This window comes from Nisaea nitritireducens (assembly GCF_014904795.1).
GTDB lineage: Bacteria > Pseudomonadota > Alphaproteobacteria > Thalassobaculales > Thalassobaculaceae > Nisaea > Nisaea nitritireducens.
On record NZ_JACZFS010000010.1, the window covers coordinates 179,619 to 205,020 of the forward strand.

The 25,402-nt window shown below is 60.2% G+C and carries 22 protein-coding genes and 3 tRNA genes; 12 read left to right on the forward strand and 13 right to left on the reverse strand.

The annotated features are described in order from the left end of the window. Positions 1-237 precede the first annotated feature (237 nt). The 4 genes from IG629_RS04220 to recJ all read left to right on the forward strand — a co-directional run bounded on the left by IG629_RS04220 (position 238) and on the right by recJ (position 5,814). On the forward strand, positions 238-1,539 hold the full coding sequence (locus tag IG629_RS04220; protein WP_193170728.1) for an OmpA family protein: 1,302 nt from the start codon (positions 238-240) through the stop codon (positions 1,537-1,539). Positions 1,540-1,668: 129 nt separating this feature from the next. After that, entirely contained in the window at positions 1,669-2,958 is a 1,290-nt protein-coding gene (locus tag IG629_RS04225; RefSeq protein ID WP_193170729.1) for a homoserine dehydrogenase, read from the forward strand. 101 nt (positions 2,959-3,059) lie between these two features. After that, a complete protein-coding gene (glpX, locus tag IG629_RS04230) occupies positions 3,060-4,034 on the forward strand; it encodes a class II fructose-bisphosphatase (RefSeq protein WP_404923354.1) in 975 nt (324 codons plus the stop codon). A gap of 4 nt (positions 4,035-4,038) precedes the next feature. Next, positions 4,039-5,814: a single-stranded-DNA-specific exonuclease RecJ gene (gene recJ, locus IG629_RS04235; RefSeq protein WP_319025006.1), complete on the forward strand. Its 1,776-nt coding sequence runs from the start codon at positions 4,039-4,041 to the stop codon at positions 5,812-5,814. A 54-nt stretch (positions 5,815-5,868) separates the two neighbouring features. Here recJ and IG629_RS04240 read toward each other — a convergent pair whose 3' ends face one another. Further along, entirely contained in the window at positions 5,869-6,927 is a 1,059-nt protein-coding gene (locus tag IG629_RS04240) for a cyclase family protein (protein ID WP_193170731.1), read from the reverse strand. Positions 6,928-7,109: 182 nt separating this feature from the next. Between IG629_RS04240 and IG629_RS04245 the strand changes: the two genes are divergently transcribed. From IG629_RS04245 to ggt, 4 genes are all read left to right on the forward strand, one after another. After that, a tRNA-Glu gene (locus tag IG629_RS04245) sits at positions 7,110-7,185 on the forward strand. Between the two features lie 50 nt (positions 7,186-7,235). Next, positions 7,236-7,311, forward strand: a tRNA-Glu gene (locus IG629_RS04250). A gap of 45 nt (positions 7,312-7,356) precedes the next feature. Next, positions 7,357-7,431: transfer RNA gene (locus IG629_RS04255), tRNA-Glu, on the forward strand. A 63-nt stretch (positions 7,432-7,494) separates the two neighbouring features. Next, positions 7,495-9,234 carry a gamma-glutamyltransferase gene (gene ggt, locus IG629_RS04260; RefSeq protein ID WP_193170732.1) on the forward strand — a complete coding sequence of 580 codons (1,740 nt, stop codon included), beginning with the start codon at positions 7,495-7,497 and terminating at the stop codon, positions 9,232-9,234. A 4-nt stretch (positions 9,235-9,238) separates the two neighbouring features. Here the strand turns inward: ggt and IG629_RS04265 are convergent, their stop codons facing one another. From IG629_RS04265 to IG629_RS04275, 3 genes are all read right to left on the reverse strand, one after another. Continuing rightward, positions 9,239-9,745 carry an HPP family protein gene (locus tag IG629_RS04265; protein WP_226886432.1) on the reverse strand — a complete coding sequence of 169 codons (507 nt, stop codon included), beginning with the start codon at positions 9,743-9,745 and terminating at the stop codon, positions 9,239-9,241. A gap of 4 nt (positions 9,746-9,749) precedes the next feature. Continuing rightward, a complete protein-coding gene (locus IG629_RS04270; protein ID WP_193170733.1) occupies positions 9,750-10,361 on the reverse strand; it encodes a pyridoxamine 5'-phosphate oxidase family protein in 612 nt (203 codons plus the stop codon). Between the two features lie 61 nt (positions 10,362-10,422). Further along, complete coding sequence (locus IG629_RS04275) at positions 10,423-10,971, reverse strand: carboxymuconolactone decarboxylase family protein (RefSeq protein WP_193170734.1); 549 nt, start codon at positions 10,969-10,971, stop codon at positions 10,423-10,425. Between the two features lie 134 nt (positions 10,972-11,105). On the opposite strand from IG629_RS04275, the gene IG629_RS04280 reads away from it, so the two are divergent. Together IG629_RS04280 and IG629_RS04285 are read left to right on the forward strand one after the other, a co-directional pair. Then, positions 11,106-12,014: a LysR family transcriptional regulator gene (locus IG629_RS04280; protein WP_193170735.1), complete on the forward strand. Its 909-nt coding sequence runs from the start codon at positions 11,106-11,108 to the stop codon at positions 12,012-12,014. A 37-nt stretch (positions 12,015-12,051) separates the two neighbouring features. Then, a complete protein-coding gene (locus IG629_RS04285; RefSeq protein WP_193170736.1) occupies positions 12,052-12,747 on the forward strand; it encodes an HAD family hydrolase in 696 nt (231 codons plus the stop codon). A 180-nt stretch (positions 12,748-12,927) separates the two neighbouring features. Here the strand turns inward: IG629_RS04285 and IG629_RS04290 are convergent, their stop codons facing one another. The 7 genes from IG629_RS04290 to IG629_RS04320 form a co-directional block, all read right to left on the reverse strand. Beyond that, on the reverse strand, positions 12,928-13,287 hold the full coding sequence (locus tag IG629_RS04290; protein WP_193170737.1) for a cupin domain-containing protein: 360 nt from the start codon (positions 13,285-13,287) through the stop codon (positions 12,928-12,930). Positions 13,288-13,323: 36 nt separating this feature from the next. Further along, positions 13,324-15,105 (reverse strand): thiamine pyrophosphate-binding protein, encoded by a 1,782-nt coding sequence (locus tag IG629_RS04295; RefSeq protein WP_193170738.1) that lies wholly within the window; start codon positions 15,103-15,105, stop codon positions 13,324-13,326. Between the two features lie 52 nt (positions 15,106-15,157). Beyond that, positions 15,158-15,865, reverse strand: a complete 708-nt coding sequence (locus IG629_RS04300; RefSeq protein WP_193170739.1) for an SDR family oxidoreductase — start codon at positions 15,863-15,865, stop codon at positions 15,158-15,160. Positions 15,866-15,919: 54 nt separating this feature from the next. Continuing rightward, positions 15,920-18,457: a branched-chain amino acid ABC transporter ATP-binding protein/permease gene (locus IG629_RS04305; protein ID WP_193170740.1), complete on the reverse strand. Its 2,538-nt coding sequence runs from the start codon at positions 18,455-18,457 to the stop codon at positions 15,920-15,922. Further along, on the reverse strand, positions 18,454-19,329 hold the full coding sequence (locus tag IG629_RS04310) for a branched-chain amino acid ABC transporter permease (protein WP_193170741.1): 876 nt from the start codon (positions 19,327-19,329) through the stop codon (positions 18,454-18,456). Before IG629_RS04310 ends, IG629_RS04305 begins: the two co-directional genes overlap by 4 nt. An 87-nt stretch (positions 19,330-19,416) precedes the next feature. Continuing rightward, complete coding sequence (locus tag IG629_RS04315) at positions 19,417-20,688, reverse strand: ABC transporter substrate-binding protein (RefSeq protein WP_193170742.1); 1,272 nt, start codon at positions 20,686-20,688, stop codon at positions 19,417-19,419. Between the two features lie 232 nt (positions 20,689-20,920). After that, on the reverse strand, positions 20,921-21,721 hold the full coding sequence (locus IG629_RS04320) for an IclR family transcriptional regulator (RefSeq protein WP_193170743.1): 801 nt from the start codon (positions 21,719-21,721) through the stop codon (positions 20,921-20,923). 302 nt (positions 21,722-22,023) lie between these two features. Between IG629_RS04320 and IG629_RS04325 the strand changes: the two genes are divergently transcribed. Then, on the forward strand, positions 22,024-23,769 hold the full coding sequence (locus IG629_RS04325) for an FAD-dependent oxidoreductase (RefSeq protein WP_319025007.1): 1,746 nt from the start codon (positions 22,024-22,026) through the stop codon (positions 23,767-23,769). Here the strand turns inward: IG629_RS04325 and IG629_RS04330 are convergent. Continuing rightward, the gene (locus tag IG629_RS04330) at positions 23,756-24,007 is read right to left on the reverse strand and encodes a hypothetical protein (protein ID WP_193170744.1); all 252 of its coding nucleotides are present in this window, start codon (positions 24,005-24,007) and stop codon (positions 23,756-23,758) included. The genes IG629_RS04325 and IG629_RS04330 overlap by 14 nt on opposite strands. A gap of 43 nt (positions 24,008-24,050) precedes the next feature. Here IG629_RS04330 and IG629_RS04335 point away from each other — a divergent pair, with 43 nt between their 5' ends. Then, positions 24,051-24,680 carry a hypothetical protein gene (locus tag IG629_RS04335; protein ID WP_193170745.1) on the forward strand — a complete coding sequence of 210 codons (630 nt, stop codon included), beginning with the start codon at positions 24,051-24,053 and terminating at the stop codon, positions 24,678-24,680. Between the two features lie 57 nt (positions 24,681-24,737). Here the strand turns inward: IG629_RS04335 and IG629_RS04340 are convergent, their stop codons facing one another. Then, a complete protein-coding gene (locus IG629_RS04340; RefSeq protein WP_193170746.1) occupies positions 24,738-25,385 on the reverse strand; it encodes a glutathione S-transferase family protein in 648 nt (215 codons plus the stop codon). Positions 25,386-25,402 lie beyond the last annotated feature (17 nt).

A 25,402-nucleotide genomic window follows, 5' to 3' on the forward strand; every position in this document is an offset into this window, starting at 1 on the left:
GGGATCGAGTGTGGCATTTCAAAGAATCATACCCACAAAATCAGATAGTAATCTGTGTTTTTCCAAGCAACTATGGTAAATCCGTCCGCGGCAAGTTTACTGTCGAAGGTCGGTAATTCGCGTGACCGGTCCGAGAGGCGGAGTTTCTGAAGGATGACGGAAATGTATAAAGGGCGCCACAAATCGGCTTTGGCTCTGGCAACGGCCTTAAGCTTGACGCTTGCGGGGTGCTCATCCGTGCCTGACGCGCTCAATCCGGTTGAATGGTACAACGACTCCGCATCTGCTGTCGGCGGCTGGTTCGATGATTCCGATGCCGATACGTCCGGCGATACCGGCGCCTATCCGAATGTTTCCTCTGTCCCCGAAAACTCGACCCCGCGTACGACAGCTACGGAGCGGGCGGGAATTAAGGACGAACTGGTCTCGGACAGGGCGAATGCGCAGTATGACGACAAAGGCTCCGTGCCATCGGTGACTGACGCCAGCACTGGCTCCCTTGCGCAGATTCAACCGAAAACTCCCGTTGTTTCAGCGCCCAGCGAAGCGACAGAGAGTGCCGCCGCAGAACAGATCAAACCTCTTCGGATGACTGCCTCGGATGAAGCCACCAAGCAGATGGAGGCGCCTGAGAAGGCCGCAGCTCCGTCTCTGCCGTCTCAGGCTGTCGCCGATACCGAGAACACTTCACCGCGGTCCAGTCTGTGGCCGAATTCACCTGCGCCGGAATCCGCGGGTGATCGCCCGGTAACAAGCGCCAGGGTAGGTGAGCCGACGACGCGCGAGAGCCGTACGGACCAGCCCCGTAATGGCACACTGGGCCCGCGCTATAAAAAGTTTGCCGCTGAAGCAAAAGCCGGTTCTTCAGAGACCGTTGCAGATGAAAGCCCGTCTGTACCGGAAACGGTCCAAGAGGTCGTGCCTGCAGCGGAACCTGCAACAGAGACTGCTTCTGTCCCAACGGCCCCGGAACCTGCAACAGAGACCGCTTCTGTCCCAACAGCCGCGGAGCCTGTCGCCGTACCTGAACCCGAGCCGACTCCGGCTCCGCTCGCTGTGGAACCCGGACCGCTGGCGCTTACCGTTCCGGAGAGCAGGCCCTTCAATTTCGACGACCCGAGTGTGATCGTTGACGAGAGCGCACTGCCGGGAGCTTTTGAGAGCTATCCAGCTGGCGGCGGCGGTTCGTATCAAGCGGGAATCATTCGCTTCAGCAATGGGTCCTCCCATCTGTCCAGCTCGGATCGCGGTGTCATACGCGAGCTGGTTCCATTGATTCGGGAATACAACGCGAACGTGGAGATCGTCGGTCATGCGTCGAGCCGTACCCGGAACATGGATCCGTCAGAGCATAAACTGATTAATTTCGAGGTTTCGCTGAAGCGTGCGAATGCGGTAGCTCAAGCGCTGATCAATGCGGGAGCGCCGTCGGACCGGATTTCCGTGGTCGCTGTTGGCGACAGCCAGCCCGTATCGTCGGAAGCGATGCCGGCAGGTGAAGCGGACAATCGCCGGGCGGAAATTTATCTCATCTATTGACCCGCGCTCCCTGCGGGGTATGAAAGCGGGGCCTTGGTGGCTCTGCCGCCGGGCCGCACGTTAAATCTGGTGCGGCGGGATTCGTGAATTGAGCGATCCCGGCGCAGGTCCGTTAGGGAGAATGCATAGATGCAGCCGTTCAGAGTAGCAATCGCCGGACTGGGTACTGTTGGGGCGGAGACGGCGCGTATTCTTCTGACTGACTCAGAGATGCTGAGCGCCCGTGCCGGGCGCCCGATTGAGCTGAAGGCAATTTCAGCCCGGGACAAGAGCCGTGATCGCGGTATCGATCTGTCCGGCGTTGACTGGGTCGACGATGCGGCGGCATTGGCCGGACGCGACGATGTCGATTGCGTGCTGGAACTTATCGGTGGCTCAGAAGGCGTGGCATACGACCTTGTTCTGGGTGCTATAAAGTCTGGCAAGTCGGTCGTGACTGCCAACAAGGCGCTGATTGCGCATCATGGATCAGAAATCGCCAAAGACTGCGAAGAAAAGGGTGTCGGCCTCGGGTTCGAGGCGGCTGTTGCCGGCGGCATTCCTATCATCAAGTCGCTACGCGAAGGGCTTGCCGGGAATCATATCAAGCGGGTCTACGGAATTCTGAACGGCACCTGCAACTACATCATGAGTGTGATGCGTGAGACCGGTCGTCCGTTCGACGATGTGCTGGCCGATGCACAGCGCCTTGGCTATGCCGAAGCCGATCCGTCCTTCGATGTCGACGGGGTCGACGCGGCGCACAAGCTGGCCATCCTCTCCGCCATCGCCTTTGGCCATCATGTCGATTTCGAGAACGTTCATGTCGAGGGTGTGCGTCACGTCTCGCCGCTGGACATCACGTTCGCCGAGGAACTCGGTTACCGCATCAAGCTGCTCGGCATTGCCGAGGAAACGGACGCCGGTGTGCAGCAGCGCGTCCATCCCTGCATGGTAAAGGCGGAAACCCCCATCGGGCAGGTTGAGGATGTCTTCAATGCCGTCGTCGCCGAAGGCAGCGCCGTCGGTACGACTCTCTCCTATGGTCGCGGCGCCGGTGCCGGACCGACCGCGTCGGCGGTAATCGCCGATGTCATGGATCTCGCGGCTGGCCGTCGGGTACCGGTGTTCGGTCTCGATTCAAGCAAGCTTTCTCCGGCCCGGACCGCGCCGATCTCTTCTTTAACGGGATGTTATTATCTGCGCCTGATGGTGATCGACCGACCGGGTGTGCTCGCCGATGTGACGGCGGTGTTCCGCGATCATGAGGTCTCTATCGAGGCGATGATCCAGCGGGCGAGAAACCCTGAAGAAGCAGTGCCGCTGGTGCTGACCACGCATGAAACCTCGGAGTTGGCGATCAAGGCGTCGTTTGAGGAGTTGGCGAGGCTGGATTGCGTGCTGGAAGAGCCGCGGCAGATCAGGATAGAAGACTTCTAATTTCCGGCTGCCATGGGCGCCGGACCGGAATTAATCAAAACCAAGACGACAAAAAAAGGACGACAATTATGGCCGACAGGGAAACGCAGGGCGCGCTGACCATGGACCGGAACCTTGCGCTCGAAGCAGTGCGGGTGACGGAGGCTGCGGCGCTCGCGGCGTCTCGCCTGATGGGGCGTGGCGACGAAAAAGAAGCCGATCAGGCAGCTGTCGATGCCATGCGGAGCGCTCTCAACAATCTTGAGATCGACGGCACCGTGGTGATCGGCGAAGGCGAGCGTGACGAGGCGCCGATGCTTTATATCGGAGAGAAGGTCGGCAAGGGCGGTCCGAAGATCGATATCGCGCTCGATCCGCTGGAAGGCACCACGATCACAGCCAAGGGCGGCCCGAACGCGCTTGCCGTCGTGGCAATGGCAAACGAAGGCGGCTTTCTGAATGCGCCGGACGTTTATATGGACAAGATCGCCGTTGGCGGAGATTTACCCGAAGGTGTGGTCGATCTCGATAACAGCGTCGCCGAAAATCTCGCCAATCTCGCCAAGGCGAAGAAGATGGAGATCGAGGATCTCGTGGTTTGCATCCTCGACCGCCCGCGTCACAGCGATCTGATTGCCAAGGTTCGCGAAGCGGGAGCACGGATCATGCTGATCGACGACGGCGACGTTTCCGGTGTGATCGCTACTTCCCAGCCGACCAGTGGCGTTGATCTCTATATGGGCTCTGGTGGCGCCCCTGAAGGCGTTCTGGCGGCGGCGGCACTGCGCTGCATCGGTGGCCAGATGCAGGCACGCCTGCTGTTCCGGAACGATGACGAGCGCGGCCGGGCGACCCGCCTGGGCATTACCGATTTCGACCGGAAATACGGCCTGCTCGATTTGGCCAGCGGCGACGTGATGTTTGCAGCGACCGGTGTGACCACCGGCACCATGCTGCAGGGCGTGCGAAAGTATCCGGGTGGGGCAATGACCCACTCGATCATCATGCGCTCCAAGACCGGCACCGTACGGACCGTCGAGGCCCATCACGACTGGACCCGCAAGTCTTCTAAAACCGGCTTCGACAAAGACCAATAAGATCGTGCAGAGTTTCCTCGGGATTGAGCGCTCCTTCACCGGCAAACGCTGGGTCCCGAGGCATGGCACTGACCCCGAGACCGAACGCGTCGGCCTCGCTATTGCCCAACGGTTCGGATTTCCGGAACTGGTGGGCCGGCTGATTGCTGCGCGCAATATCGGGCTGGATGAAGTCGAGGCCTTTCTCGACCCGACCCTGAAATTGATGATGCCCGATCCCGGTGTCCTGCAGGATATGACACCCTGCGTCGAACGGATCGCGCAAGCGGTGAGGGACGGCGAACGTATCGCGGTTTTTTCCGACTACGATGTCGACGGAGCGACCTCCGCCGCCGTTCTGATCCGCTATCTACGATGGATCGGTATCGATCCCTTGCTCTATATCCCTGACCGGATCAGCGAAGGTTACGGTCCGAACGCGCCGGCGCTGCTCAAGTTGAAAGAGCAGGGCGCCTCGCTGATCGTGACGCTGGATTGCGGCGTCACGGCTTATGATCCATTGCGGCAGGCGGCAGAGGCCGGCATCGAGATGATCGTGATCGATCATCACATGGCTGAGCCGGAGCTGCCGAAAGCTCTGGCGATCGTCAATCCGAACCGGATCGACGAGGACGGGGCGCTCGGCCACCTAGCTGCCTGCGGGGTGACGTTCCTGGTTGCTGTGGCGCTGAACCGCGCGTTGCGGGAAGCGGGATATTTCAACGGTCGTCAGGAACCGAACCTGCTGCACCTGCTGGACCTGGTGGCGCTTGGCACGGTGTGCGACGTGGTGCCGTTGAAGGGCCTGAACCGTGCCTTTGTTATCCAGGGCCTCAAGGTCATGGCTAAGCGCGGTAACAAGGGGCTGGTGGCTCTCGCGGACGTTGCCGGTGTCGATGCTCGTCCGGAGCCTTACCATCTGGGCTACGTGCTTGGCCCACGTGTGAACGCGGGCGGCCGTGTCGGCAAGAGCGACCTTGGTGCTCGCCTGCTTCTGACCGACTCTCCCGAGGAGGCCGCAGCACTGGCGACCGAACTCGACAGTTTCAATACGGACCGGCGCGAAATCGAGGCGCAGGTTCTAGCGGAGGCCGAGGCGCTGGCGGCGGAACAGCCAGACGACGCACCGGCGATTGTCGTGGCTGCAGAGAACTGGCATCCGGGCGTCATCGGTATCGTCGCAGGCCGGCTGAAAGAACGGTACAATCGCCCGGCATGTGTGATCGCTCTGGATAACGGGATCGGCAAGGGCTCCGGACGCTCCGTTCCCGGTGTTTCTCTCGGGCCGGCTGTCATTGCAGCTCATCAGGCGGGATTACTGGTCGCCGGTGGCGGCCATGCCATGGCGGCGGGTTTCACTGTCGAAGCGGACAAGCTGGATGCGTTCCGGAGCTTTCTCGGGGACCGGATTCACAGCGAGCTGGAAGGCGAGCCCATGGTGCCGACGCTTTCCGTCGATGCGCCCCTCGCCATTGGCGGGGCCAGCCGGGATCTGGTCGACACAATCCAGAAAGTTGGGCCGTTCGGTGCCGGAAATTCCGAACCGCGTTTTGTTCTGACCGATGTCCGCCTTGTCGATGTCCGTGAAGTCGGGACCGGACATGTGCGCTGTGTCTTTACCGGTCCGGACGGCAAGCGTCTGAAAGGCATTGCCTTTCGCGCCCTGGAAGGCGATCTCGGTCCGGCTCTGCTGAAAAGCAGCGGCCGCCCGATCCATGTCGCGGGCCATCTCCGGCCGGATGACTGGAATGGGCGCAGCGATGTGCAGATCATGATCGACGACGCTGCTGACGTTTCCTGACAAACATAAAACGGCGCCCTGAGGCGCCGTTTTACTGACGAGGTCATGTCTCTCCTACTGGATAGCGAGAGGAGCGCCCATTGAGCCGGTCGCACCGGCAACGGGGGTCGGCGTGTAGACGTAGGCAAACTGGTAGACGCCATCGGCGGCCAGTTCGGAAAGCTTCATGTTTTCCTGGTTCACGATACCGTGCCGCGTCTGCAGGAAGGTGTGAACGCAGAACACGCAGGCCGGGTCCGGATTGGGCACCGCATCGACAGGCCAGGTATCGGCCCCGGTGACACCAGCCTTTACGTCTTCAGCCACCCACCGCGCGACTTCCATGCCGATCCCGGGGCAGCCATTGTTGTATGTTGCGGCATCGTTCCAGTGCTTTTCCCAGCCGGTACGGAAGATGATCGCGTCACCTTCGGCGAACTGGAAGCCTTCCATCCCCTGTTTTTTCAGCGCAGCCAGCACATCGGCCATGGTGATGACTTCACCTGCGGCCATCGACTCGACCCCGCGCACAGCCGCGATGTCCAGCAGGATGCCGCGGGCCACAATGGGATGCAGTTTTTCCGTGCCGAGCTTTTTCAGCCCGTAAGGCGTGATCATTTCGTCGGCGGTGAAGCCGTTGTACCAGCGCATCTCGCCTTTGTTGCCGCCGGTTCCGCTATTCACGCCGATATGGCCGAGGCCATCGAACTGGGTGCCGACCTGACCAATCTCTGTTGCCAGGAATTCGTCGTTCCACAGCACTTGGTTGGCGCCGAAGGCCCCTCCTGTCGGCGCACCCGGGATACGCAGCGAAAATTTGCGGGCACCGAAAAGTGGCATGTCAGCCGTGTATGGATGTCCGAGATTGTAGGTTTTCCCGGTCTTGATTTGGGAAATAGCCCGCATCACCACATCCGGCTTCAGATACCAATTCGTCGAACCGGCTTCATCTCCTGCACCCCATAGCGGATTCGGCCACCATTTCGAGCCGAGGGGCGTTTCCATCTTGTCCCCGTCCACCCACGGCTTACCGGCACAACCTTGCCAGTTCTCCGGTGTGCATTCGGCATTGGCAGTACCGCCAAGTCCGAGCGTTCCGGCAAAAGCCATTGCAGCGATTATATATTTTTTCATGATGTCCTCCCTAGTTGCGAACGGCGCATTGAAGGGACTGAGAGGCCGTCCGTGCTCCCGGTGGTGATTATTCGCGACTTTTGCAGGAACAGCAAAAAGGAATTAACGCGCTTTGAGAGAATGAGGATTCTGGGCTTGATTTCCCGAGGGTGAACGAGTACACCAACGCCTCGCTCGACGACGACCCCTTCGTCTAGAGGCCTAGGACACCGCCCTTTCACGGCGGCAACACGGGTTCGAATCCCGTAGGGGTCGCCATCTTACCTCGGAGTGCCGAGCGGTCGGGGTCTTTTGATGACTCCTTCGACGACCCCTTCGTCTAGAGGCCTAGGACACCGCCCTTTCACGGCGGCAACACGGGTTCGAATCCCGTAGGGGTCGCCATCCACATCTTGCCGCTCTGTCCGGCTCATGACAGACTTGGTTTAAGGCCCCTTCGTCTAGCGGTCAGGACGCGGCCCTCTCACGGCTGAAACACGGGTTCGATTCCCGTAGGGGTCACCAATATTTAATCTTCCCAAAAACTGCCTTCGTCACCACCTCTACACCTGAACGGGGGAGTGACTGATGACCATCCGCATGCATTTTCTAGTCGCTGCCGGTCTCGGCTTGATCGGCGGAACGGTGCTTGCCGCCGATATCCAGCCGGAAGGGCCGAGTGGCCTGACGGAACAATCCGGTGCGACTGCCAAGCAGTTCATGGTCGCGGCCGCGAATTCGCACGCGGTCGAGGCTGGGTACGATGTTCTCAAGGACGGCGGCAGTGCAATTGACGCGGCGGTTGCCGTGCAGATGGTGCTCAACCTCGTAGAGCCGCAATCCTCGGGCATCGGCGGCGGGGCCTTTCTTGTCTACTGGGATGCCGTTACCGGGAAACTCACCACCTATGACGGGCGCGAGACAGCACCTGCGGCAGCTGGTCCGGACTATTTCATGAAGCCTGACGGCGGCCGGAAAGGGTTCTGGGAGGCCGTAAACGGCGCCGGTTCTGTCGGTGTGCCGGGCACTGTTGCGATGCTCGAGATGGCGCATACGGCGCATGGAAAGTTACCATGGCCGGACCTGTTCCGGCCTGCGATCCGGATGGCACGCGACGGCTTCGAGATATCGCCAAGGCTCGGCGGTGCAATCGCCCGGGCAGTCAAGCGTGGCTTGCCCGACCAAGCCGCAGCCCGTGACTATTTTTATCACCCTGACGGCTCTGCGAAAAAACCAGGAACGGTGCTCAGGAACCCTGCCTTTGCCGCAAGTCTGGAAGCGATTGCCGCTGGAGGCGCGAAAGCCTTCTATGAAGGCGAGATCGCGGAAAGCATGTTGGCTGCTCTTGCATCGACACCGGACAATCCCAGTCTGATGACGGCAGCAGATCTTGCGGGATATCGGGCGATTGAACGGGCGCCGGTCTGCGTTGCCTATCGGGCATTCGAAATCTGCGGAATGGGGCCGCCGAGCTCCGGTGCGCTGACTGTCGGCCAGATCCTTGGCATGCTCGCTCAATTCGACATGAAGGCCGTCGGCTACGGACCTGTTGCCGCGCACCTTTTTGCCGAGGCGTCGCGGCTCGCCTATGCGGACCGGGCGCTATATATGGCGGATGAAGATTATGCGGAGGTTCCGGTGCGCGGTTTGCTGGACCCGCACTACTTGAGAGCGCGTGCGGCACTGATCGACACTGGTCATGCCATGGAAAAAGCGACGCCCGGCACCCCGCCTTTTGCCAGAAAAGGCGATCTCTTTCCCGATCGTCAGCCAGAGCGCGCCGGCACCAGTCATTTCGTTATTGTCGATGCGGCCGGTAACGCAGTCTCCATGACCACGACAATCGAGACCGGCTTTGGCAGCCGGCTGATGGCCGGAGGTTTTCTGCTGAACAATGAGCTGACCGATTTCTCCTTCCTTCCGGAGAAGGACGGCAAGCCGATTGCAAATCGTGTGGAAGGCGGCAAGCGCCCGCGCAGCTCCATGGCGCCGACGATTGTCCTGAAGGACGGCCGCCCCGTGATCCTGATCGGCTCGCCGGGCGGCAGCCGGATCATTCCCTACGTGGCCTGGGCGCTGGTCGGTATGATCGATTGGGATATGGACCCGCAACAGGCAATCGATATGGGGCATGTCAGCAACCGGAACGGCCCAACGGATCTTGAAGAGGGGACACCAGTCGCTTCCTGGCGTTCGGCACTCGAAGCGAAAGGACACACGGTCAAGGTTCGTTCGATGAATTCGGGACTGCACACCATCAGCATCGGCGACGGTATGCTCACCGGTGGGGCGGATCCCCGACGTGAAGGCGCGGTGCGGGGCGACTGACCCGTTACCAGTAGACCGGATACTTCTTGCCCGGGCGCAGATTGTTGAAAAGCAGTGCGACGACAACGATCAGAAGCGCGCCGGACAGGACGGGCGTCAGTAGAAAAGTCGGACCCGGCTGAAGCACGAAGATCACCGCGGGATCGGCCCCGGCCGGTGCGTGGCCGGTTCCGGTCCACATCATTGCGGAAACGGCCAGCCCGATTGCCAGCGCCATGCCGGGCCACTCCGGGCCGAGAACAGCCAGAACCGCAAGACCGACGAGGCTGGAGACCAGATGCCCGAAGACGATGTTGCGCGGCTGCGCCAGCGGGCTTTCCGGTAAGGCAAAGGCGAGAAAGCAGGACGCACCGAACGGTGCCATCATCAGCATGGCGTCCAGCATTTCCGAAAGACCGGCGGCAAAACCGATGGCAAGCATGGCGCCAAGGCCACTGAGGAGCGCGGCGGCGGGCCTTGCCGGCTCAGGGCAAGCGCCGCCTCCGATCATTTTTCCGAGAAACGTCGGCATGTGGTCAGCCCTCCAGCTCGGCCAGTCTGGTTTCCAGATAGCTCAGGCGCTGACGCAGCGGTGCGACGGCCTCGGCGACGTCGGCTTCCGTGAAACGGGGCGTGATATGCTGCGGGCAGTTCCAGTCCGTCGCCTCGATGGTCAATACGACTGCGCGCTCGACACGCGCTCTGTATTCGGGGAGCTGGAGGCGTTCCAGCATATCCGGCGCATCCTCGTGGTGCAGGATCTTTGCCCGCGCCCATAGCTTCAACCGGCGGCGATTTGCATAATCCATCAGGATCATTGCGACTTTGTCGTTGCCGCTCATATTGCCGACGCTGAGATATTGTCGGTTTCCCCGGAAATCGGCGTAGCCGATGGTCCGCTCGTCGAGCAGTTTCAGGAATCCTGCAGGACCACCTCGGAACTGGACATAGGGCCAGCCGGTCTCCGAGACGGTTGCCTGGTAGAAACCATCCCGGGCCTCGATGAAAGAGGCCTCTGCTTCGGTCAGTCCGATGAAGCCATCCTCTCCAGACGACTGGAAGCGACTCATCTGCGCCCGGCTGCCATAGCGCTCCTGCGCCGCCTGGACATTGGGGGTAAAGCTGATTTCTGCGAACGGTCTCGCCATCGTCCGGTCTCCTCAATGCTGGGGCGGAGGGACGGCACGCATGCTGCCCCTCCGGTATCGCTCAGGCTGCACGGGCCGTCAGCGCGACCTTCGGGAAGTCGATATCGACCTCGGTCGACTTGGCCAGGATGTTGGTCAGCAGGTTCATGCCGACATGAACAACGATCTCGACGATTTCCGCGTCCGAATAGCCAGCGTCCCGAACAGCGTTGAATTCGGACTCGGTCAGCGATCCCTTGTGCTCGCTCAAGGCCAGTGCGAAGGCAACGGCGGCCGCAGCCCGTTCATCTGTAGACCCGCCAGACCGGTTCGCTGTCATGTCGTCGTCCGTCAGGCCGGACTTGCGGCCAATGGCAGTGTGGGCGGAGAGGCAGTACTGGCAGCTGTTGCGGTCCGCGAGGGCAATGGCGATCCGTTCCCGTGTCCGCGGATCGAGAGCGCCTGCACCGGCGATTTCATGCAGGCCGAGGAAGGATTTCAGGGCTGCCGGAGACTGGGCGAGAACGGCGAGGAAGTTCGGGACCATACCCAGCTTGCCCTTGATGGCAGCGAGCAGGGCGCCCTGTTCATTGTCCGCGGTTTCCGTGGTGATTTTGGCAATACGGCTCATGTCAGATCCTTTCAGCGCCGGCGGTTATGAATGGGGGAAAACAGTGATCTCCGGCGCCCCCATCAGATCGTCTATTCCGTTAGAAGAATGAATAGGCATACAATGGAAAAAACTATTCCAATTACCGGAATAAAATGGATCGGTTTCGCGAGTTGCAGGTCTTTGTGAAAGTGGCTGAAACGGGTGGCTTCGCCTCCGCGGCACGGCTGCTTGCCATGTCGCCGCCCGCGGTCACCCGCGCGGTCTCGGCGCTCGAGGCGCGTTTGAATGCACGGCTTCTGGTCCGCACCACTCGATCGGTTCGGCTGACAGAGAACGGCAGGAGGCTGCTGGCGGACGGGCGCTCCATTCTGAACGCGCTGGAGCAGGCCGAGGAAGCGGTAGGAGGCTCTCCTCAGGCGCCGAGAGGCCATATCCGCGTAACGGCACCGGTCTTGTTCGGCTGTCACGTCGTCACGCCTGTGTTGGGAGCCTTTCTTGACCAGTTCGCGGAAGTGACGGCGGAGACGTTGTTCGTTGACCGGGTTGTTAATGTTGTGGAGGAGGGGCTGGATGTTGCCATCCGCATCGGGGAGCTGCCGGACTCATCCCTCACGGCAATACGCGTCGGGTCAGTCTGCCGTGTGGTCGCGGGAGCTCCTGCCTATTTCGACAAATACGGCGTGCCGGAACATCCAGCCGATCTCGCCGACCATAGGCTCATCAACCCGTTGGCGTTTGGCAGCAGGATCTCTTGGAGCTTCGAGCAGGATGGAAAGCCATTGGTTTTCGAATCCGAAGCACGCCTGGCGCTCAACACGAATGACGCTATTCTGGAGCTTCTGCGCGGAGGATGGGGTGTATCGCGCTTGCTGTCCTACCAGGTTGCAACCGGAGTCCGGAGCGGCACGCTGATGACCGTGCTCGACAAATTCAGGCCCGTACCGGTACCCGTGCATGTGGTCCATCCTGAAGGGCGTATTGCATCGGCAAAAGTACGGGCGCTGGTGGATTTCATGGTGGAGAAACTCAGGCAGAATGAGATTCTCCATGTGGCCGGATAATTAATGACGCGCTGTAAGTATCTGACAGGAAAAGACTATGAAAGTGACCACACTCGGCTTTGATGCTGACGATACACTGTGGGAGAACGAACGCTTCTTCAAGCTGACGGAGGAACGTTTCACCGAACTCCTCATCGATTTTGCGGAGCAGGATCACCTCCGTGAGCGGTTGCTGGCGGCAGAGCGGCGCAATCTCAAGATCTACGGCTTTGGTATAAAGGGTTTCACTCTGTCGATGGTTGAAACCGCCATCGAAGTGACCGACGAGCGGGTTCCGGCGCGCGTGATCGAGCAGATCCTGACAGCGGGCAGGGAGATGCACGCGCACCCGGTTGAAACGCTTCCTTACGTCCAGGAAACCCTGGAACAGCTCGCGCCGAATTACCGCATGGTGCTGATCACCAAGGGAGACCTGTTCGATCAGGAACGGAAACTGGCAGCGTCCGGACTGGGAGAGCTGTTTGATGCGGTTGAAATCGTCAGCGACAAGACGGCTGAAACCTACACCCGGATATTCACTGAGTTGGGCGATGCTCCGTCACGCGCAATGATGATCGGCAACTCGCTGAAGTCAGATATTGTTCCGGCTATCGAGGCCGGTAGTTGGGCCGTGCATATTCCGCATGAGCTGACATGGGCTCTGGAGCATGCGAACGAGCCGGCCGAAGCAGATCAATTCAGGTGCCTGAAGAATGTCGGTGAGGTGCCCGGACTGTTACAGGAAATAGGGTAACCGATCTCACTGCCTGTATTTAAGCACCGGCATTATAAAAGTGCGATAATGTATATTATGGGAAATTATATCGAATGCTGATAGCTGCCCTAACAGACAGCAAGCAGGCACTTTGGCCAATCAATCCAAATAATTGGCGCAAAGCGTTGATATGAGCTGGCCAGTTCGGTTCTTGGAACGTTACTCGTCTGTCATCGGCGTGGTGATGACGAGAAAAACGAGATCCGTCAGGCCGGAGTTCTGGATACCGTGCTCTATCCCTGGCGGGATGAAGATTACGTCGTGACGCCGGACCACCTGTTTCTTGCCGGCGATCTCCATAAGGCCCTCGCCTTCGAGCACATGATAGACCTGCTCCTGCACCTTGTGGCTATGCCGCTCGACATATGCCATCGGCTGATAGCAGGAAATCCGATGGTCGAGCAGCTTGGCGTCGGAAGTCTCTGCTGAGACCAGCGGCTTGGACAGCGCGCCGCCGTGATGGCCGGGGAATTCCTTCCACTCGACCTCGGCAATATTCCGGATGAAAGCCTTGCTCATGTCTGTTTGCTCCTCGGTTCCGTGCGTTCTTGACGATTAAGGGTGATACGGCTCGCCGAAGACCGGCTCCTTGTGCGGGATCGGCGGCAATGCCCAGGTTCCGGTTGCCGGCGGGCGGACTTCCGCATCGACATGCACATCGATCAGATACGGTTTGTTGGAAGCGACCGCATGTTCCAGCGCGCCCTTGAAATCTTCCGATTTCGAAACCGTAACGCCCTCAACGCCCGCGGCCCGTGCCCAGGCGGCGAAGTCCGGGTTGTAGGGCCGGTTGTTGTTGCCGGTCTCGTAGAAGCCCGTAGCGATCTCGCGCCCGTCGAACAGGCCGTACTGGATGTCGCGGATGGCGCTCCAGCAGAAGTTGTTCCAGACCACCCAGACGACCGGAATGTTGTATTCGGCGGCGGTGCAGAGAACGTGCGGCACCATGGTGAAGCCGCCATCGCCGCAGATCGAGATGCAGGGCCTGTCCGGTGCCGCCAGTTTGGCGCCGAGAATGCCGCTCGGCCCGAAGCCCATGCCGGAGAACCCCCAGGTGTTCAGCATGGATTGCGGCCGCCGCGCTTTCCAGAACTGCATATACCAGTTGTGATGCACGCCGGAATCGAGGGAGATGATCGCATCGTCCGGCAACACGGCCGCGCAATCCGCCACCACGCGCTCAGGGCGCATCGGGCTGGCATGCACGTCGAAATTCGGCCGGGTGAAGTCGTCCCATGCCTTGGCCCAACCGGCAATATCCGCCAGCCACGGCGCCATGCGCCCGTCTTCGGATGCGCCACGCTGGTCAAGTTCCGCCAGGAGCTGGGTCAGGAACGTCTTGGCATCAGCCAGGATGCCAAGATCCGGCGGATAATTGCGGCCGATTTCATCGTGGTCGACATCGGCATGGATCAGTTTCGTGTCCGGGAAGTTCCATGAGTAACCGGGTGTCCAGGACGACGAGGACCGGTCGTCGAAGCGCGCACCGACGGCAATGACGAGGTCCGCGTGCCTGCCCGCCTGGTTTGCCTGATAGGCCCCGTTCCGGCCGATGAAGCCGAGCGAGAGCGGGTCTTCCATATCGAAGCAGCCCATGCCGTTCGGCGAGCTGATGACGGGAATGGAGAACCGGCGCGCGAGCTCCGTCAGCTCCGCGCTTGCTTCCGAGAGCGTCACGCCGTGGCCGATGAACAGAACCGGCTTCTCGGCCGCCAGCAGCATATCGACCGCTGCCGCGACATCTTCCGGTGCCGCTCCGTTGCGGCGGGCCAGATGGCCGCCCGACGGCGCCTCGGGAGTAACGTCCGCCTCTTCCTGGAAGACGTTGAACGGCACGTCCAGATTGACCGGTCCCGGCCGGCCGCTCAGCATCGTTGTCGTTGCCTGACGTAGGGCCAGCGGCAGCATGTCGACCCGGGTCGGCTGGAAGCTGCGTTTCACTACCGGCCGCATGACATTGGCGAAATCGGCCTGATTGTGCCGGTTCAGTTCCTGGAACGGGCTGCGGTTGAACTGCGAGGTCGGCACGTTTGCCGTGATCGCCAGGAAAGCGGAGCTGTCCGTCTGCGCCACCGCTGTCGCCATGATCAGGTTGGCCGAGCCAGGACCGCAGGAGGTCAGGGTCGCGACCGGCTCGTGCTTGACCCGGAAATAGGCATCCGCCATATGCGCCGCCGTCTGCTCGTGCCGGGGCGAGATCAGCTTGATCTCGTCCTGCACATTGTACAGCGCATCCAGCATGCCCACGGTGCCGTGGCCACAGATTCCGAAGATATACGGGATCTTCTCGTTGATCAGATGTTCCGCGATGATCTCCGCGCCTTTACGCAGCGCCATGGCGCTCTCCCGTTCCAGGTTGTCTCAAGTCGTTCTCAGGAAAATTCCGGCCTTAGACCATGCCGCCGTTTGTCTGCACGATCTGGCCGTCAATCCAGGAGGATTTGTCGGAGGCCAGGAAGGCCACGACGTCTCCGACCTCATCCGGTTGACCGACCCTGTTCAGCGGGCTCATGCCGGCGGAGCGCTGGATTGCCGCCTCGTCCTTGCCGGAGCGGAACAGGTCAGTATCAACCGGTCCCGGTGCAACAGCGTTCACCCGGACACCACGCCCGGCCAGTTCTTTCGACATGGACCGGACGAGACATTCGACAGCCGCTTTGGTGGCGCTATACGGACCGAGGCCCGGAGCAGCGAAACGCACGAGCGACGTGGTCAGCGCGATGATCGTGCCGCCGTCCGTCACCGACTTGGCAGCTTCCTGGAGTACGTTGAAGGCGCCGACGATATTCACCTCGACGAGACGGCGGAAATTCTCCGGATCGAAATTCGCCATCGGTGCCGGCGGCACGTTGATGCCGGCATTGGCGACGATACAGGTCGGCGCCCCGCCGAAATCCTTGCTCGCATCCGCGATTACCCGGGTGACATCCGCCGGATTTGTGATGTCAGCCTTGTAGGCCCGCACCGATCCGGCGGTCTCGGGCGCGGTACTTGTATAGGTCAGTGCGACGTCAAAACCGTCCGCTGCGAGAGCATCGACGCAGGCTTTGCCGATCCCGCGTGAGCCGCCGAATACGATTGCGATTTTCTTGGTCATGATGGTCCTCGTGTTTCTGGATAGAGAATGGAATTCAACTACATGTGACGCGGATTAGAGCCACAGGATCTCCTTGCGATAGTCCAGGTCGTCAAGCAGAGCCTTTGCGGGCCCGGTATGGATAACAGCGCCGCGGTCGAGCACGAAGACCCGGTCGGCCAGGGCCAGCACCAGATCCAGATTGTGCTCAACGATTACCACTGGAAGGCTGAGGCGAAGCCGGTCGAACACGGCGAAGAGATCCTGGATGATCGCGGGCGCCAGTCCCTCGAAAGGCTCGTCTAGCAACAGCAGGCGAACATCTCCGGACAGTGCCCGGGCAACCGCCAGCATCTGCTGCTCGCCACCCGACAGATAGTCGGCGGGCGTGTCGAGGCGTTCTTTCAGGACCGGGAAGAAATCAAAGATCTGCTCTTCGGTCCAGACGACAGCGCGATCACTCGATGCCGCCCGTGCCAACCGGCCAAGCTCGAGATTTTCGGCAACGGTCATCCCGGCGAAGAGCCCGCGCCCTTGCGGGACATACCCAATACCAAGCCGCGCGGCCTGATAAGCGGGCATACCGACCAGCTCCCGGTCGCCGAATGTAACGCTGCCGGAGGCGGCCGGAACAAGACCGGCAAGCGTCTTCAGCATTGTCGACTTGCCGGCACCGTTGCGTCCGAGCAAGGCGACAATCTCGCCCTCTTTTACGTCCAGCCCGACATCGTTCAGGATATGGCTCTTGCCGTAGAAGGTATTCACCTTGTCGATTGTCAGTACCCGGGCCGCCTCGCCTGCAGCATCTGTCTTCCGGCCTGTCACGACCGGGGTTCCGGAGCCGGTGTAGACCTCCTGAACCCGGCTATCCGTGCGCACCGCCTCAGGCCCGCCGGACATCAATACCTCGCCCTGGTTCATCACCGTCACATGCTTCGAGAAGGCAAGCACACGATCAATGTCATGCTCAACGATCAGAACCGGGACCTCCTTTGAAACATTCTCGATCAGGTTGGACACCCTCTCCCGCTCTGCCGCAGCGAGACCTGCAAGGGGCTCATCGAGCAATAGCATTCCCGGCTTCGAGGCGAGCGCGATACCAAGATCGACCAGTCTCTGGCCGCCATAGGAAAGATCACCACCCTTGGTTTCCTGAATTCCGTCGAGCCCGAGATAGCGGATCAACTCATCCGTCTCGGCATTGATTTCCGGGTCTCTGTCGACGTCCTGCCATGGATTGAAGCGGCTTTCGTGCCGAGCCTGCAAAGACAGCCGAAGATTTTCCCGTATCGTAAGATCGTGGAACAGATTGGTGATCTGGAAAGACCGGGCCAGCCCCCGGCGGCAGATAGCGTCCGGCGAGAGGGACTGGATTTCCTCTCCCCGCAACCGGATCACTCCCCTATCCGGCGTGAACATGCCGGAAACCAGATTGAAGAGAGTCGTCTTGCCGGCGCCGTTCGGGCCAATCAGCGCGTGAATTTCGCCTGCAGAGACTTCCAGTCCGGCATGTTCCACAGCCCGGATACCGCCGAAATGCTTCGAGACGCCCTCGACCTGCAGAACGGTGCCGCCTGTGCGTTCGGGCCGAAGGAACGCTGGCAGCGCGAGATTGTCGTACAGCTTCCGCTTGCTCATCGCGGCCGCTTCCGAAGGTGCCTTGTGCCAGTGACGGCGCATACGCTCCCAAATCCCGACAAGGCCGTTCGGCGAATAGATGACGAAACTGACGAAGACGATGCCGAACCAGAACAGCCAGTGCACGGTCCAGATCGAGAGCATCTCGCGGAACAGGATGTAAAACGCGACACCGATAGCCGGGCCGAGGATGTGACGCATCCCGCCGATCACCACCATGGCCAGCAATTCGCCGGAGAAGATGATGGAGGTGGATTCCGCCGACACGATGTAGTGCTGAAAACCGGTCAACGCTCCCGCCAGCGCGGTAACCGCGGCCGAGAGGACAAAGGCGGCCAGCTTGTAGCGGTCGACAGGATATCCCTGGAATGTGGCGCGCTGTTCGTTCTCCCGGATCGCTACCAGGACGTGGCCGAAGGGCGAACGGGCAACCCGGTGCAGCCCATAAAGAACCAAAAAGCCAATCACGGCGACGACGGCGTAGTAGGAAAGCTGGTCGTCCAGATTGAGAGGACCAAGGGTGCCCCGCTGCAGGCCGCCAAGCCCGTCCTCACCACCTGTCACCTCCGTCCAGCGAAAGGATATCGTGTATGTCAGGGCGGCGAGCGCCAACGTCATCAGCGCGAAATAAACACCCTTCCTGCGCAGCATCAGAACGCCGACAACAGCCGCCGCGACAGCAACGAAAAGCATGGCGAACAGGACCGGGATCAGGATCTGGTCCGGGAACCAGTGTCGCTGGCTGAGCGCAGCGGCATAGGCGCCGATACCGAACCAGGCGCCATGCCCGAAGGACACCAGACCAGTATAGCCGACAAGGACATTCAGCCCCATGGCCGCGATCGTCAGCGTGACAAGAAAGGCCGCCGTGCTGGTTGTTTGACCCAGCAGCGACATGATGGCCGGCAACAGAAGCAATGCCAGTGCGCCAACCCAGAGCGGCGCGTGCTTCGTTTTCAGGAGCGCGGAGGTCATTCGAACTTCTCCATGCGCTCGCCAAGCAGGCCGCGCGGACGGAACATCAGGATCAGGAACATCAGGACGTACATCGAGGCCTCACCGGCGGCGGGCACGAAATGGATGGTGATGCCGCGCACCACGCCGACCAGCAGCGCAGCGGCGACAACGCCCCAGAAACTGCCAAGCCCACCGATAACGACGACGACGAAGGCGACGGTTATGATTTCTGCTCCCATCGCCGGGTGAACGACCGCAATCGGGGCGAACAGCGCACCGCCCAGAGCGGCCATGCCGACACCCAGAACCACGATGGTGGTCATATAGGGCTGCAGCCGGATACCCAGCGCCGCCACCATGTCCGGGTCCTGGATCCCGGCCCTGACAACGCGTCCGAAAGACGTCTTCTGCAACAGGTACCAGATACCAACCAGCACCACGGCAACCACGGCCAGCAAAAGAAGGCGGTATTTGGAAAACAGGAAATCGCCGACGATCACCGGCCCCTTGAGCAGCGCCGGCATTGAAGCGGGTTGCGGTGCCGCGCCCCAGATGATCCGGATCGTTTCCTCGCCGACCATGGCGAGGCCGAAGGTCACCAGCAATCCCAGGATCGGGTCGGCGGTGTAAAACCGCTTCAGGATGAAACGCTCGAACAGGATGCCGAGCAGCCCGACGAGGACCGGCGAGATAGCCACAGCAGGTGCGAAGCCGACATATTTGGCAATCTCGACAGAGACATAGGCGCCAAGCGCGTAGAACGCGCCATGGGCCAGATTAACCACACCGCCGACGCTGAAGATCAGCGACAGGCCGAGTGCTATCAGCAGGTAATAGCCACCAAGGACGAGGCCATTTACGAGCTGTTCCAGAAGGAAGACGAGCTGCATTCCTGTTCAGTTCTCTTAACTACGGGATCGGGCATGCGAAAAAGCGGCGTGGCCCCGGGGACGTTCGGGGACCACGCCAGGCAGGTCTCAGAGCGTGCAGGGATTTTGTTCGCTCGTCGGATATATCGCCTCCAGCGGCTGGTTTGCCCCCGGAACGGCAGTCCCGAGCGTCATCAGATCCCATTGGTCCTTGGCCGAGCCGGCATCTTTCACCGAGAACGGATAGGCCTCCTGGACAAGCTGGTGATCCCAGGACCGGAAATAGGCTTCCCTGCCCTTCATGATGTCGAACTTGGCACCCTTCTCGAAATGCTGGATCAGCTTTTCGGAATCCGTCGACTTGGTCTCTTCCATCGCCTGGGCGACCAGTTTCAGGGCCACATACTCGATCCAGGCGTGGTTCTCAGGCAGCTTGCCATAGCGCTTCTGGAAGGCCTCAACGAACGCCATCGACGCAGGTGTCTGCAGCGTATGGTACCAAACGGTCGGCCAGGTGCCGCTGAGGTTGCCCGGACCGGCGGCCCACGCATCTGCAGTGTTCAGGTTGAACCCGACTGTCGGGAACGGCAGGCCGTATTCCGCATACTGTTTGACGAAATTCGTCACCTGATTGCCCGCGAGATTGAGGCACACCACGTCCGGCTGCGACTGCCGGATCTTCAGCAGATACGGGCTGAAATCGGTGACGTCGGTCGCCACCAGATCGTCTCCGGACAGGGTCGCGTCATTTGCCGCAAAGAAGCTCTTCGCCGCCCGCAACAGATCGTGACCGAACACATAATCGGCGGTCAGTGTGTGGAACTTCTTGCCCTTCACCATGCCGTCACGCAGCAGCGCATTGCCGACCGCATTGACCATCACTGTGTTGGGAATATCGGTGCAGAACATGTAGCGGTTGCAGTTTTTGCCACGGAGGGTGTCCGACCGCGGCCCGAGCGCCATGAACATCTTCTTGTTGCGCGCGGCAACCTGGGAGATGGCAAGTGCCGAGGCGGAGCTGATTTCCCCCATCAGGAAGGCCTTCTCGTCACGCTCGAGCATGCGCTGGGCCTTGGTCGCGGCAGTGTTCGGATTGATCGAATCCTCGGATTTCACGTCCAGCTTGCGGCCCATTACGCCGCCCGCCGCGTTGATTTCCTCGGCCGCCATCTGGATACCCAGCACCGCCCATTCGCCGAGAGCGCCGAGAAACCCGGTCATCGGTGTAAGGTGGCCGATCATGATGTCATCGGATGCGGCACGTACAATTGACGGGCTGCCGATTGCCGCGCTGGCAACCAGCCCGCCACCGACCTTCAAAGCAGTTCTTCGGCTTACAGGCGCCTGAATGTGGGCGCGCGTTGTCACGCGTTCTTCCATAATTACCTCCCTCAAGGCTTATTATTTATTATTGTTGTATATGATTTTTACAATATCGCATCATTGTCAACTCGGACTTTGACAATTTCAGCACGCGGCAATCAAAGCGGGAGGTCAGGCCGAGCGGCCGGATTCAAAGTCCGGTCCGTAAAGCCAGGAAATCTCGAAAGAATCCGGAGTCGACGAGCCAATAGCCCGCCTACTTGGTAAAATAGAGGCTGTTTTGAAAGCGCTACTGGAGGGCTGGCGCGCCGAGCGCTTCGCTCACGCGTTCGGCGGCAGATCGCAAGATTGCCTGTTTGTCCTGCAATTCAGAGATGGAAAGCCGCCAGACCGGACCGGAAATGCCGATCGCGCCAATCAGATTATTGCGAAAATCGACGACAGGAACCGCGGCGCAGCGTACTTCGGCAAAGAGTTCGGCATCGTCAAAGGCAATCCCGTTTTCCCGGACCTTACGGAGCTCCGCCACCAGTCTCTGGCTATCCGTGATGGTTGCCGCAGTGTGCGACTCCAACGTCACATCCTCGAAGTAACTCTCCAGCTGGTCCGGCTCCAGATGGGACAGAAGAACCTTGCCGACAGCGGTCGCATAAGCTGGACGCATGGTCCCGAGCCCCTCGCTCAGCCTGAGCGGACTTGTGCTTTCCTTACGCGCCATGATGGCCACGTTTGTCCCCGACCAGACAGCAAAATGAGAGGTTTCCCCGGTATCCCGGGCCAGGTCATGGAGAATCGGGCTAACGATATTGTAGAGCTCGATATCGTTTAGGGCCGCAGCAGCCAGCAGGAACATCGGCCGGCCGATATGGTATTTCTTGCTCTTGTCGTCCTGACGGACATAGCCGAGCTGGACCATCGTCTTGACCAGATGGAAAGCGGTGCTGTTGTTCAGCTCAACAGCCTTGCTCAGCTCCGAAAGCTGAATTCCGCCAGGGGACTGGCCGATACATTCGAGTATGGAAAATGCCCGCGCCAGCGACTGAATGCTGGGTTTTTCGGCTTTTCGTGTTTCCACCAAATCTGCGTCCATCGTCCAAATTCACTATCGCGGCGGGAAGATCTCACGCTTTACAGGCGTACTATCATGTTGGCGAGTCTGCCCCAAAAACACCGGAAATTCAATCGACAAGCGGCTTCTGAAGAGAACAGGAACTCTGCCGGGACGGCATCAGCGTGACCGGCCTGACGGAGTAAACCTGCTCCTCTCCAACTACATGCAAGCCGATGAGTAGGCGGATTATATCTGTATATCGCAGTCGTATTTTACAATATTGAACAATTGGGCCGGATCGCGGACATTTCACTGAAACTGGCTGCAGGGGGAGATCTGACGTGCGTTTCGGTAAAGCGGACCTGTCGCAGGATTATGACGTTATTGTGCTGGGGGCCGGGGCTGGTGGCATGACCGCAGCGGTGGTCGCCGCGAATGAGGGCCTGAATGTACTGCTTCTGGAAAAAACAAACCGGCTGGGCGGGACAACGGCGCTCTCCGGGGGCATGGTCTGGGCGCCGAACAGCGCACCGGGGACGACCGCGGTGGATACCGTCGCAGAGGCACGTACATATCTGGACTCGGTGATAGGCATCCTGCCCGGCGCGACTTTACGGCAGACCTTTCTGGAACGGGCGCCCGAGGCGATTGACTATCTCGGCCGAAACACAGCGGTCCAACTCGCACCCCTCGCCTTCTACCCGGACTATTATCCGGACCTACCCGGCGCCACCTTGAAAGGGCGGGTGCTCGAGCCTCTTCCATTCGACGGCTGCTCGCTTGGTGAGGCCTTCGCGCTGTTACGGGACCCGCTGCCGGAATTCACGCTTTTCGGCGGCATGATGGTCGCCCGTACCGATATTCCGCATTTCCGGCGCATGTTCCGCTCTCCCCGCTCGGCCCTGCGCGTTGCCCGGTTGTTGATCAATTACGGCCTGCATCGGCTCAGCCTGCACCGCGGGGCGTCGCTTGTGCTTGGAAATGCACTCGCCGGGCGGCTGATGAAAAGCCTTATGGACCTTTCTGTTTCCGTCGCCCTTGAGACACATGTCATGCGACTGCTGATCGAGGGCGGGCGGGCCGCTGGCGTGGTGGTTGCGGGGGATGATGGCCGCCCTGTCGGGATCAAGGCCAGTCGCGGCGTCATCCTTGCCACCGGCGGGTTCTCTCATAACCAGACGATACGGCGTGCACGCTTGCCGGAGAATGCAGGCAGCCTTTCTGCGGTTGCCCCTGGTGCTACAGGAGACGGTCTCGGCCTTGGCGAGGCCGCTGGCGGCGCAATCCCGGACGGTAACGCGAGCAATGCCTTCTGGGTTCCTGTCTCAACCTTCCGGCGGGAGAACGGAGCCGAAGCGGTCTACCCCCATACGGTGACTGACCGCGGCAAGCCCGGCATGCTCGCCGTGGCATCCGACGGTTGCCGCTTCACCAACGAAGCCAACTCTTATCATGAGTTCGTCTCGGCCATGCTGCAGACCGATGCGGGGCGGAGCGCCGTGCCGTGCCACCTGATCTGCGATTCAAACGCGCTCTGGCGGTACGGCCTCGGTGCCGTCAAACCGATGACTGCCCGGCGAGCGCCTTATCTGGAGAGCGGTTATCTGATTCAGGCGCAAACCCTTGCCGATCTTGCCGACAGGATTGGCGTGGATGCCGCCGCGCTTGAGGAAACCGTTACCCGCTACAACGCGGACGCAGAGAGCGGAACCGACACCCTGTTTGGGCGCGGCTCAAACGCCTATCACAGATATGTCGGCGACTCAGAAAACAGCCCTAACCCCTGCATGCGCCCCCTCACCGACGCTCCCTACTACGCGGTCAAACTGCAACCGGGCGATCTCGGTACGGCGGGAGGGCTTCTGACCAATGAAAATGCGGAGGTTCTGAGCGAAACAGGCACGCCGATACCCGGCCTCTATGCCTGCGGGAACGACATGAACTCGATCATGGCAGGTTGTTATCCCGGCCCTGGCATCACGCTCGGTCCGGCTCTTGTGTTCGGGTACCTTGCGGCGATGCATATCACGGGGAAGAACGGGCCTGAAGCCCGCCGGCTGGATGCGACTTGCATCAATCCTTCATGACAATTTTTGCCGCCGGGGCACGGCCTCCTGAATCGACAAGTGTCTTGAAGGTCGTCCGCGTATCAGACTTCTCGAAACTTTTGGAGAACCGGATCATCCCGTCCGATGTTCTCAGCAGGACATGGTGCTGCCGGCACAGAGCCGCGAGATCGCCAAGGAAAGCTGCTGCTTCTTCCTTGGAAAGAAGCAGCTTCTGGTGATCTTTCTGTAACTCGCCGATCAAATTCGGGTCTATCATCGAATTCCGGTCCCTCGGTCGCGGTCGTTATCTGGATCTCTATGTGGGCAGAATAGCACTTGAAGACGCTCTGAAGAAACCTGGACGGGTGATCACCTGGCATGCGGGTGAGCACAACAGATCGCACAAGAGCTCTCAGCGGGAAGATTACATCACGGTCGTCCCGAAAGAACTCGCAGGCATGCTGCATGCGATCGGCTCGACGACCACGCTCTATGAGTTTCTGGAAGTTTTTATCGAAGACCTTCTCTACGAACGTTTTGCTGCGGTGGATTCCGACGGGCCGGAGTGCGTCGGAACTTCCGATGCGGGTTCCGAACCTGTTCTGGAGTTGCGGGGGTATTTCGATCGCTGGATGGAATTCTACGTCCGCGAGGTGATCCCGCCCCTGCCCGATCCATCAGGGCCCGGGGGAGCGACGGGGTTCGTTGAGGCAATGAAGCGTCAGCAGCCGCGGTGGCTCATCCTAGCGAACCAGAATGCGCGCGACGAAGTGCGCTGTATGGAAGGGTTCGAAACCTTGCTTGATGTCGCCGAAACGGTGTCGAAGCGTTTCGATCTGCGCCTCGACCTCGAAATGGCACGAAACGGTTTCCGGAGCATGTTGCGCAGACGCGCGGAATCCGAGGGAAAACCGGCTGACTGGAGCCTGCTCGATCTCGGGGAAATCTGACTCGCTCAATCAGAAAAATAAAATAACTATCTGAAGTTATTTGACTTTATCAGTGACTCAGAAACTGGTCCGGCCTTTCAGGTCCTGAAACGGGATCATCACATGCTCACGGTACGCAGGCCGTTCCTTCAGCCGCTCATACCAGGCCTCGACCCGCGGCACGGCAGGCCATTCCAGGTCCATGCCGAAAAGCCTGTAAAGATTGGTTCCCGCAGGAATATCCGCCAGACCGAATTGTGATCCACCGAGAAAGTCACGGCCCTCCAACGCTTCTTCCAGACGGATTAAGCATTGGCTCGTAAGCTCCTGTTTTTCGCGGATAGAAAGCCAATCACGCTGCTCTTCCGGCGTGCGAAAATAGCCCCAGAATATCCCGGTCAGGAATGCCGGCTGAAGACTGGTCTGGGACCAGTCCATCCATCTGTCGGCTTCCGACCTCGCGCCCGGGTCATCCGACCAGAACGCGGCATCCCCGAAGACAGCGGCGAGATAGCGCAGGATGGCATGGGATTCCCAGATGATCGAACCGTCATGGTCGATCACCGGAACCTTGCCGTGCAGGTTCATGGCGCGAAACGCCGGATCATCCAGCCCGCCCGCCGCGCCGCCGGCTTCGGTATGGATATGCTCCAGCTCCAACTCGCCGATCAGCCACATGACTTTCTGCACGTTGAAGGCACTGCGCCGACCCCAGACTTTCAGCATTGATCGCTCCCGCTATC

What these genes read in the sequence shown, in the direction of transcription:
- IG629_RS04285 (WP_193170736.1), top strand. Translation starts at nt 12,052, where the DNA reads ATGAAAGTGACCACACTCGGCTTTGATGCTGACGATACACTGTGGGAG.
- IG629_RS04270 (WP_193170733.1), bottom strand. Translation starts at nt 10,361, where the DNA reads ATGGCGAGACCGTTCGCAGAAATCAGCTTTACCCCCAATGTCCAGGCG.
- IG629_RS04280 (WP_193170735.1), top strand. Translation starts at nt 11,106, where the DNA reads ATGGATCGGTTTCGCGAGTTGCAGGTCTTTGTGAAAGTGGCTGAAACG.
- IG629_RS04225 (WP_193170729.1), top strand. Translation starts at nt 1,669, where the DNA reads ATGCAGCCGTTCAGAGTAGCAATCGCCGGACTGGGTACTGTTGGGGCG.
- ggt (WP_193170732.1), top strand. Translation starts at nt 7,495, where the DNA reads ATGACCATCCGCATGCATTTTCTAGTCGCTGCCGGTCTCGGCTTGATC.
- IG629_RS04305 (WP_193170740.1), bottom strand. Translation starts at nt 18,457, where the DNA reads ATGACCTCCGCGCTCCTGAAAACGAAGCACGCGCCGCTCTGGGTTGGC.
- IG629_RS04320 (WP_193170743.1), bottom strand. Translation starts at nt 21,721, where the DNA reads ATGGACGCAGATTTGGTGGAAACACGAAAAGCCGAAAAACCCAGCATT.
- IG629_RS04315 (WP_193170742.1), bottom strand. Translation starts at nt 20,688, where the DNA reads ATGGAAGAACGCGTGACAACGCGCGCCCACATTCAGGCGCCTGTAAGC.
- IG629_RS04265 (WP_226886432.1), bottom strand. Translation starts at nt 9,745, where the DNA reads ATGCCGACGTTTCTCGGAAAAATGATCGGAGGCGGCGCTTGCCCTGAG.
- IG629_RS04300 (WP_193170739.1), bottom strand. Translation starts at nt 15,865, where the DNA reads ATGACCAAGAAAATCGCAATCGTATTCGGCGGCTCACGCGGGATCGGC.
- IG629_RS04295 (WP_193170738.1), bottom strand. Translation starts at nt 15,105, where the DNA reads ATGGCGCTGCGTAAAGGCGCGGAGATCATCGCGGAACATCTGATCAAC.
- IG629_RS04340 (WP_193170746.1), bottom strand. Translation starts at nt 25,385, where the DNA reads ATGCTGAAAGTCTGGGGTCGGCGCAGTGCCTTCAACGTGCAGAAAGTC.
- IG629_RS04330 (WP_193170744.1), bottom strand. Translation starts at nt 24,007, where the DNA reads ATGATAGACCCGAATTTGATCGGCGAGTTACAGAAAGATCACCAGAAG.
- IG629_RS04290 (WP_193170737.1), bottom strand. Translation starts at nt 13,287, where the DNA reads ATGAGCAAGGCTTTCATCCGGAATATTGCCGAGGTCGAGTGGAAGGAA.
- IG629_RS04310 (WP_193170741.1), bottom strand. Translation starts at nt 19,329, where the DNA reads ATGCAGCTCGTCTTCCTTCTGGAACAGCTCGTAAATGGCCTCGTCCTT.
- IG629_RS04240 (WP_193170731.1), bottom strand. Translation starts at nt 6,927, where the DNA reads ATGAAAAAATATATAATCGCTGCAATGGCTTTTGCCGGAACGCTCGGA.
- glpX (WP_404923354.1), top strand. Translation starts at nt 3,060, where the DNA reads ATGGACCGGAACCTTGCGCTCGAAGCAGTGCGGGTGACGGAGGCTGCG.
- IG629_RS04275 (WP_193170734.1), bottom strand. Translation starts at nt 10,971, where the DNA reads ATGAGCCGTATTGCCAAAATCACCACGGAAACCGCGGACAATGAACAG.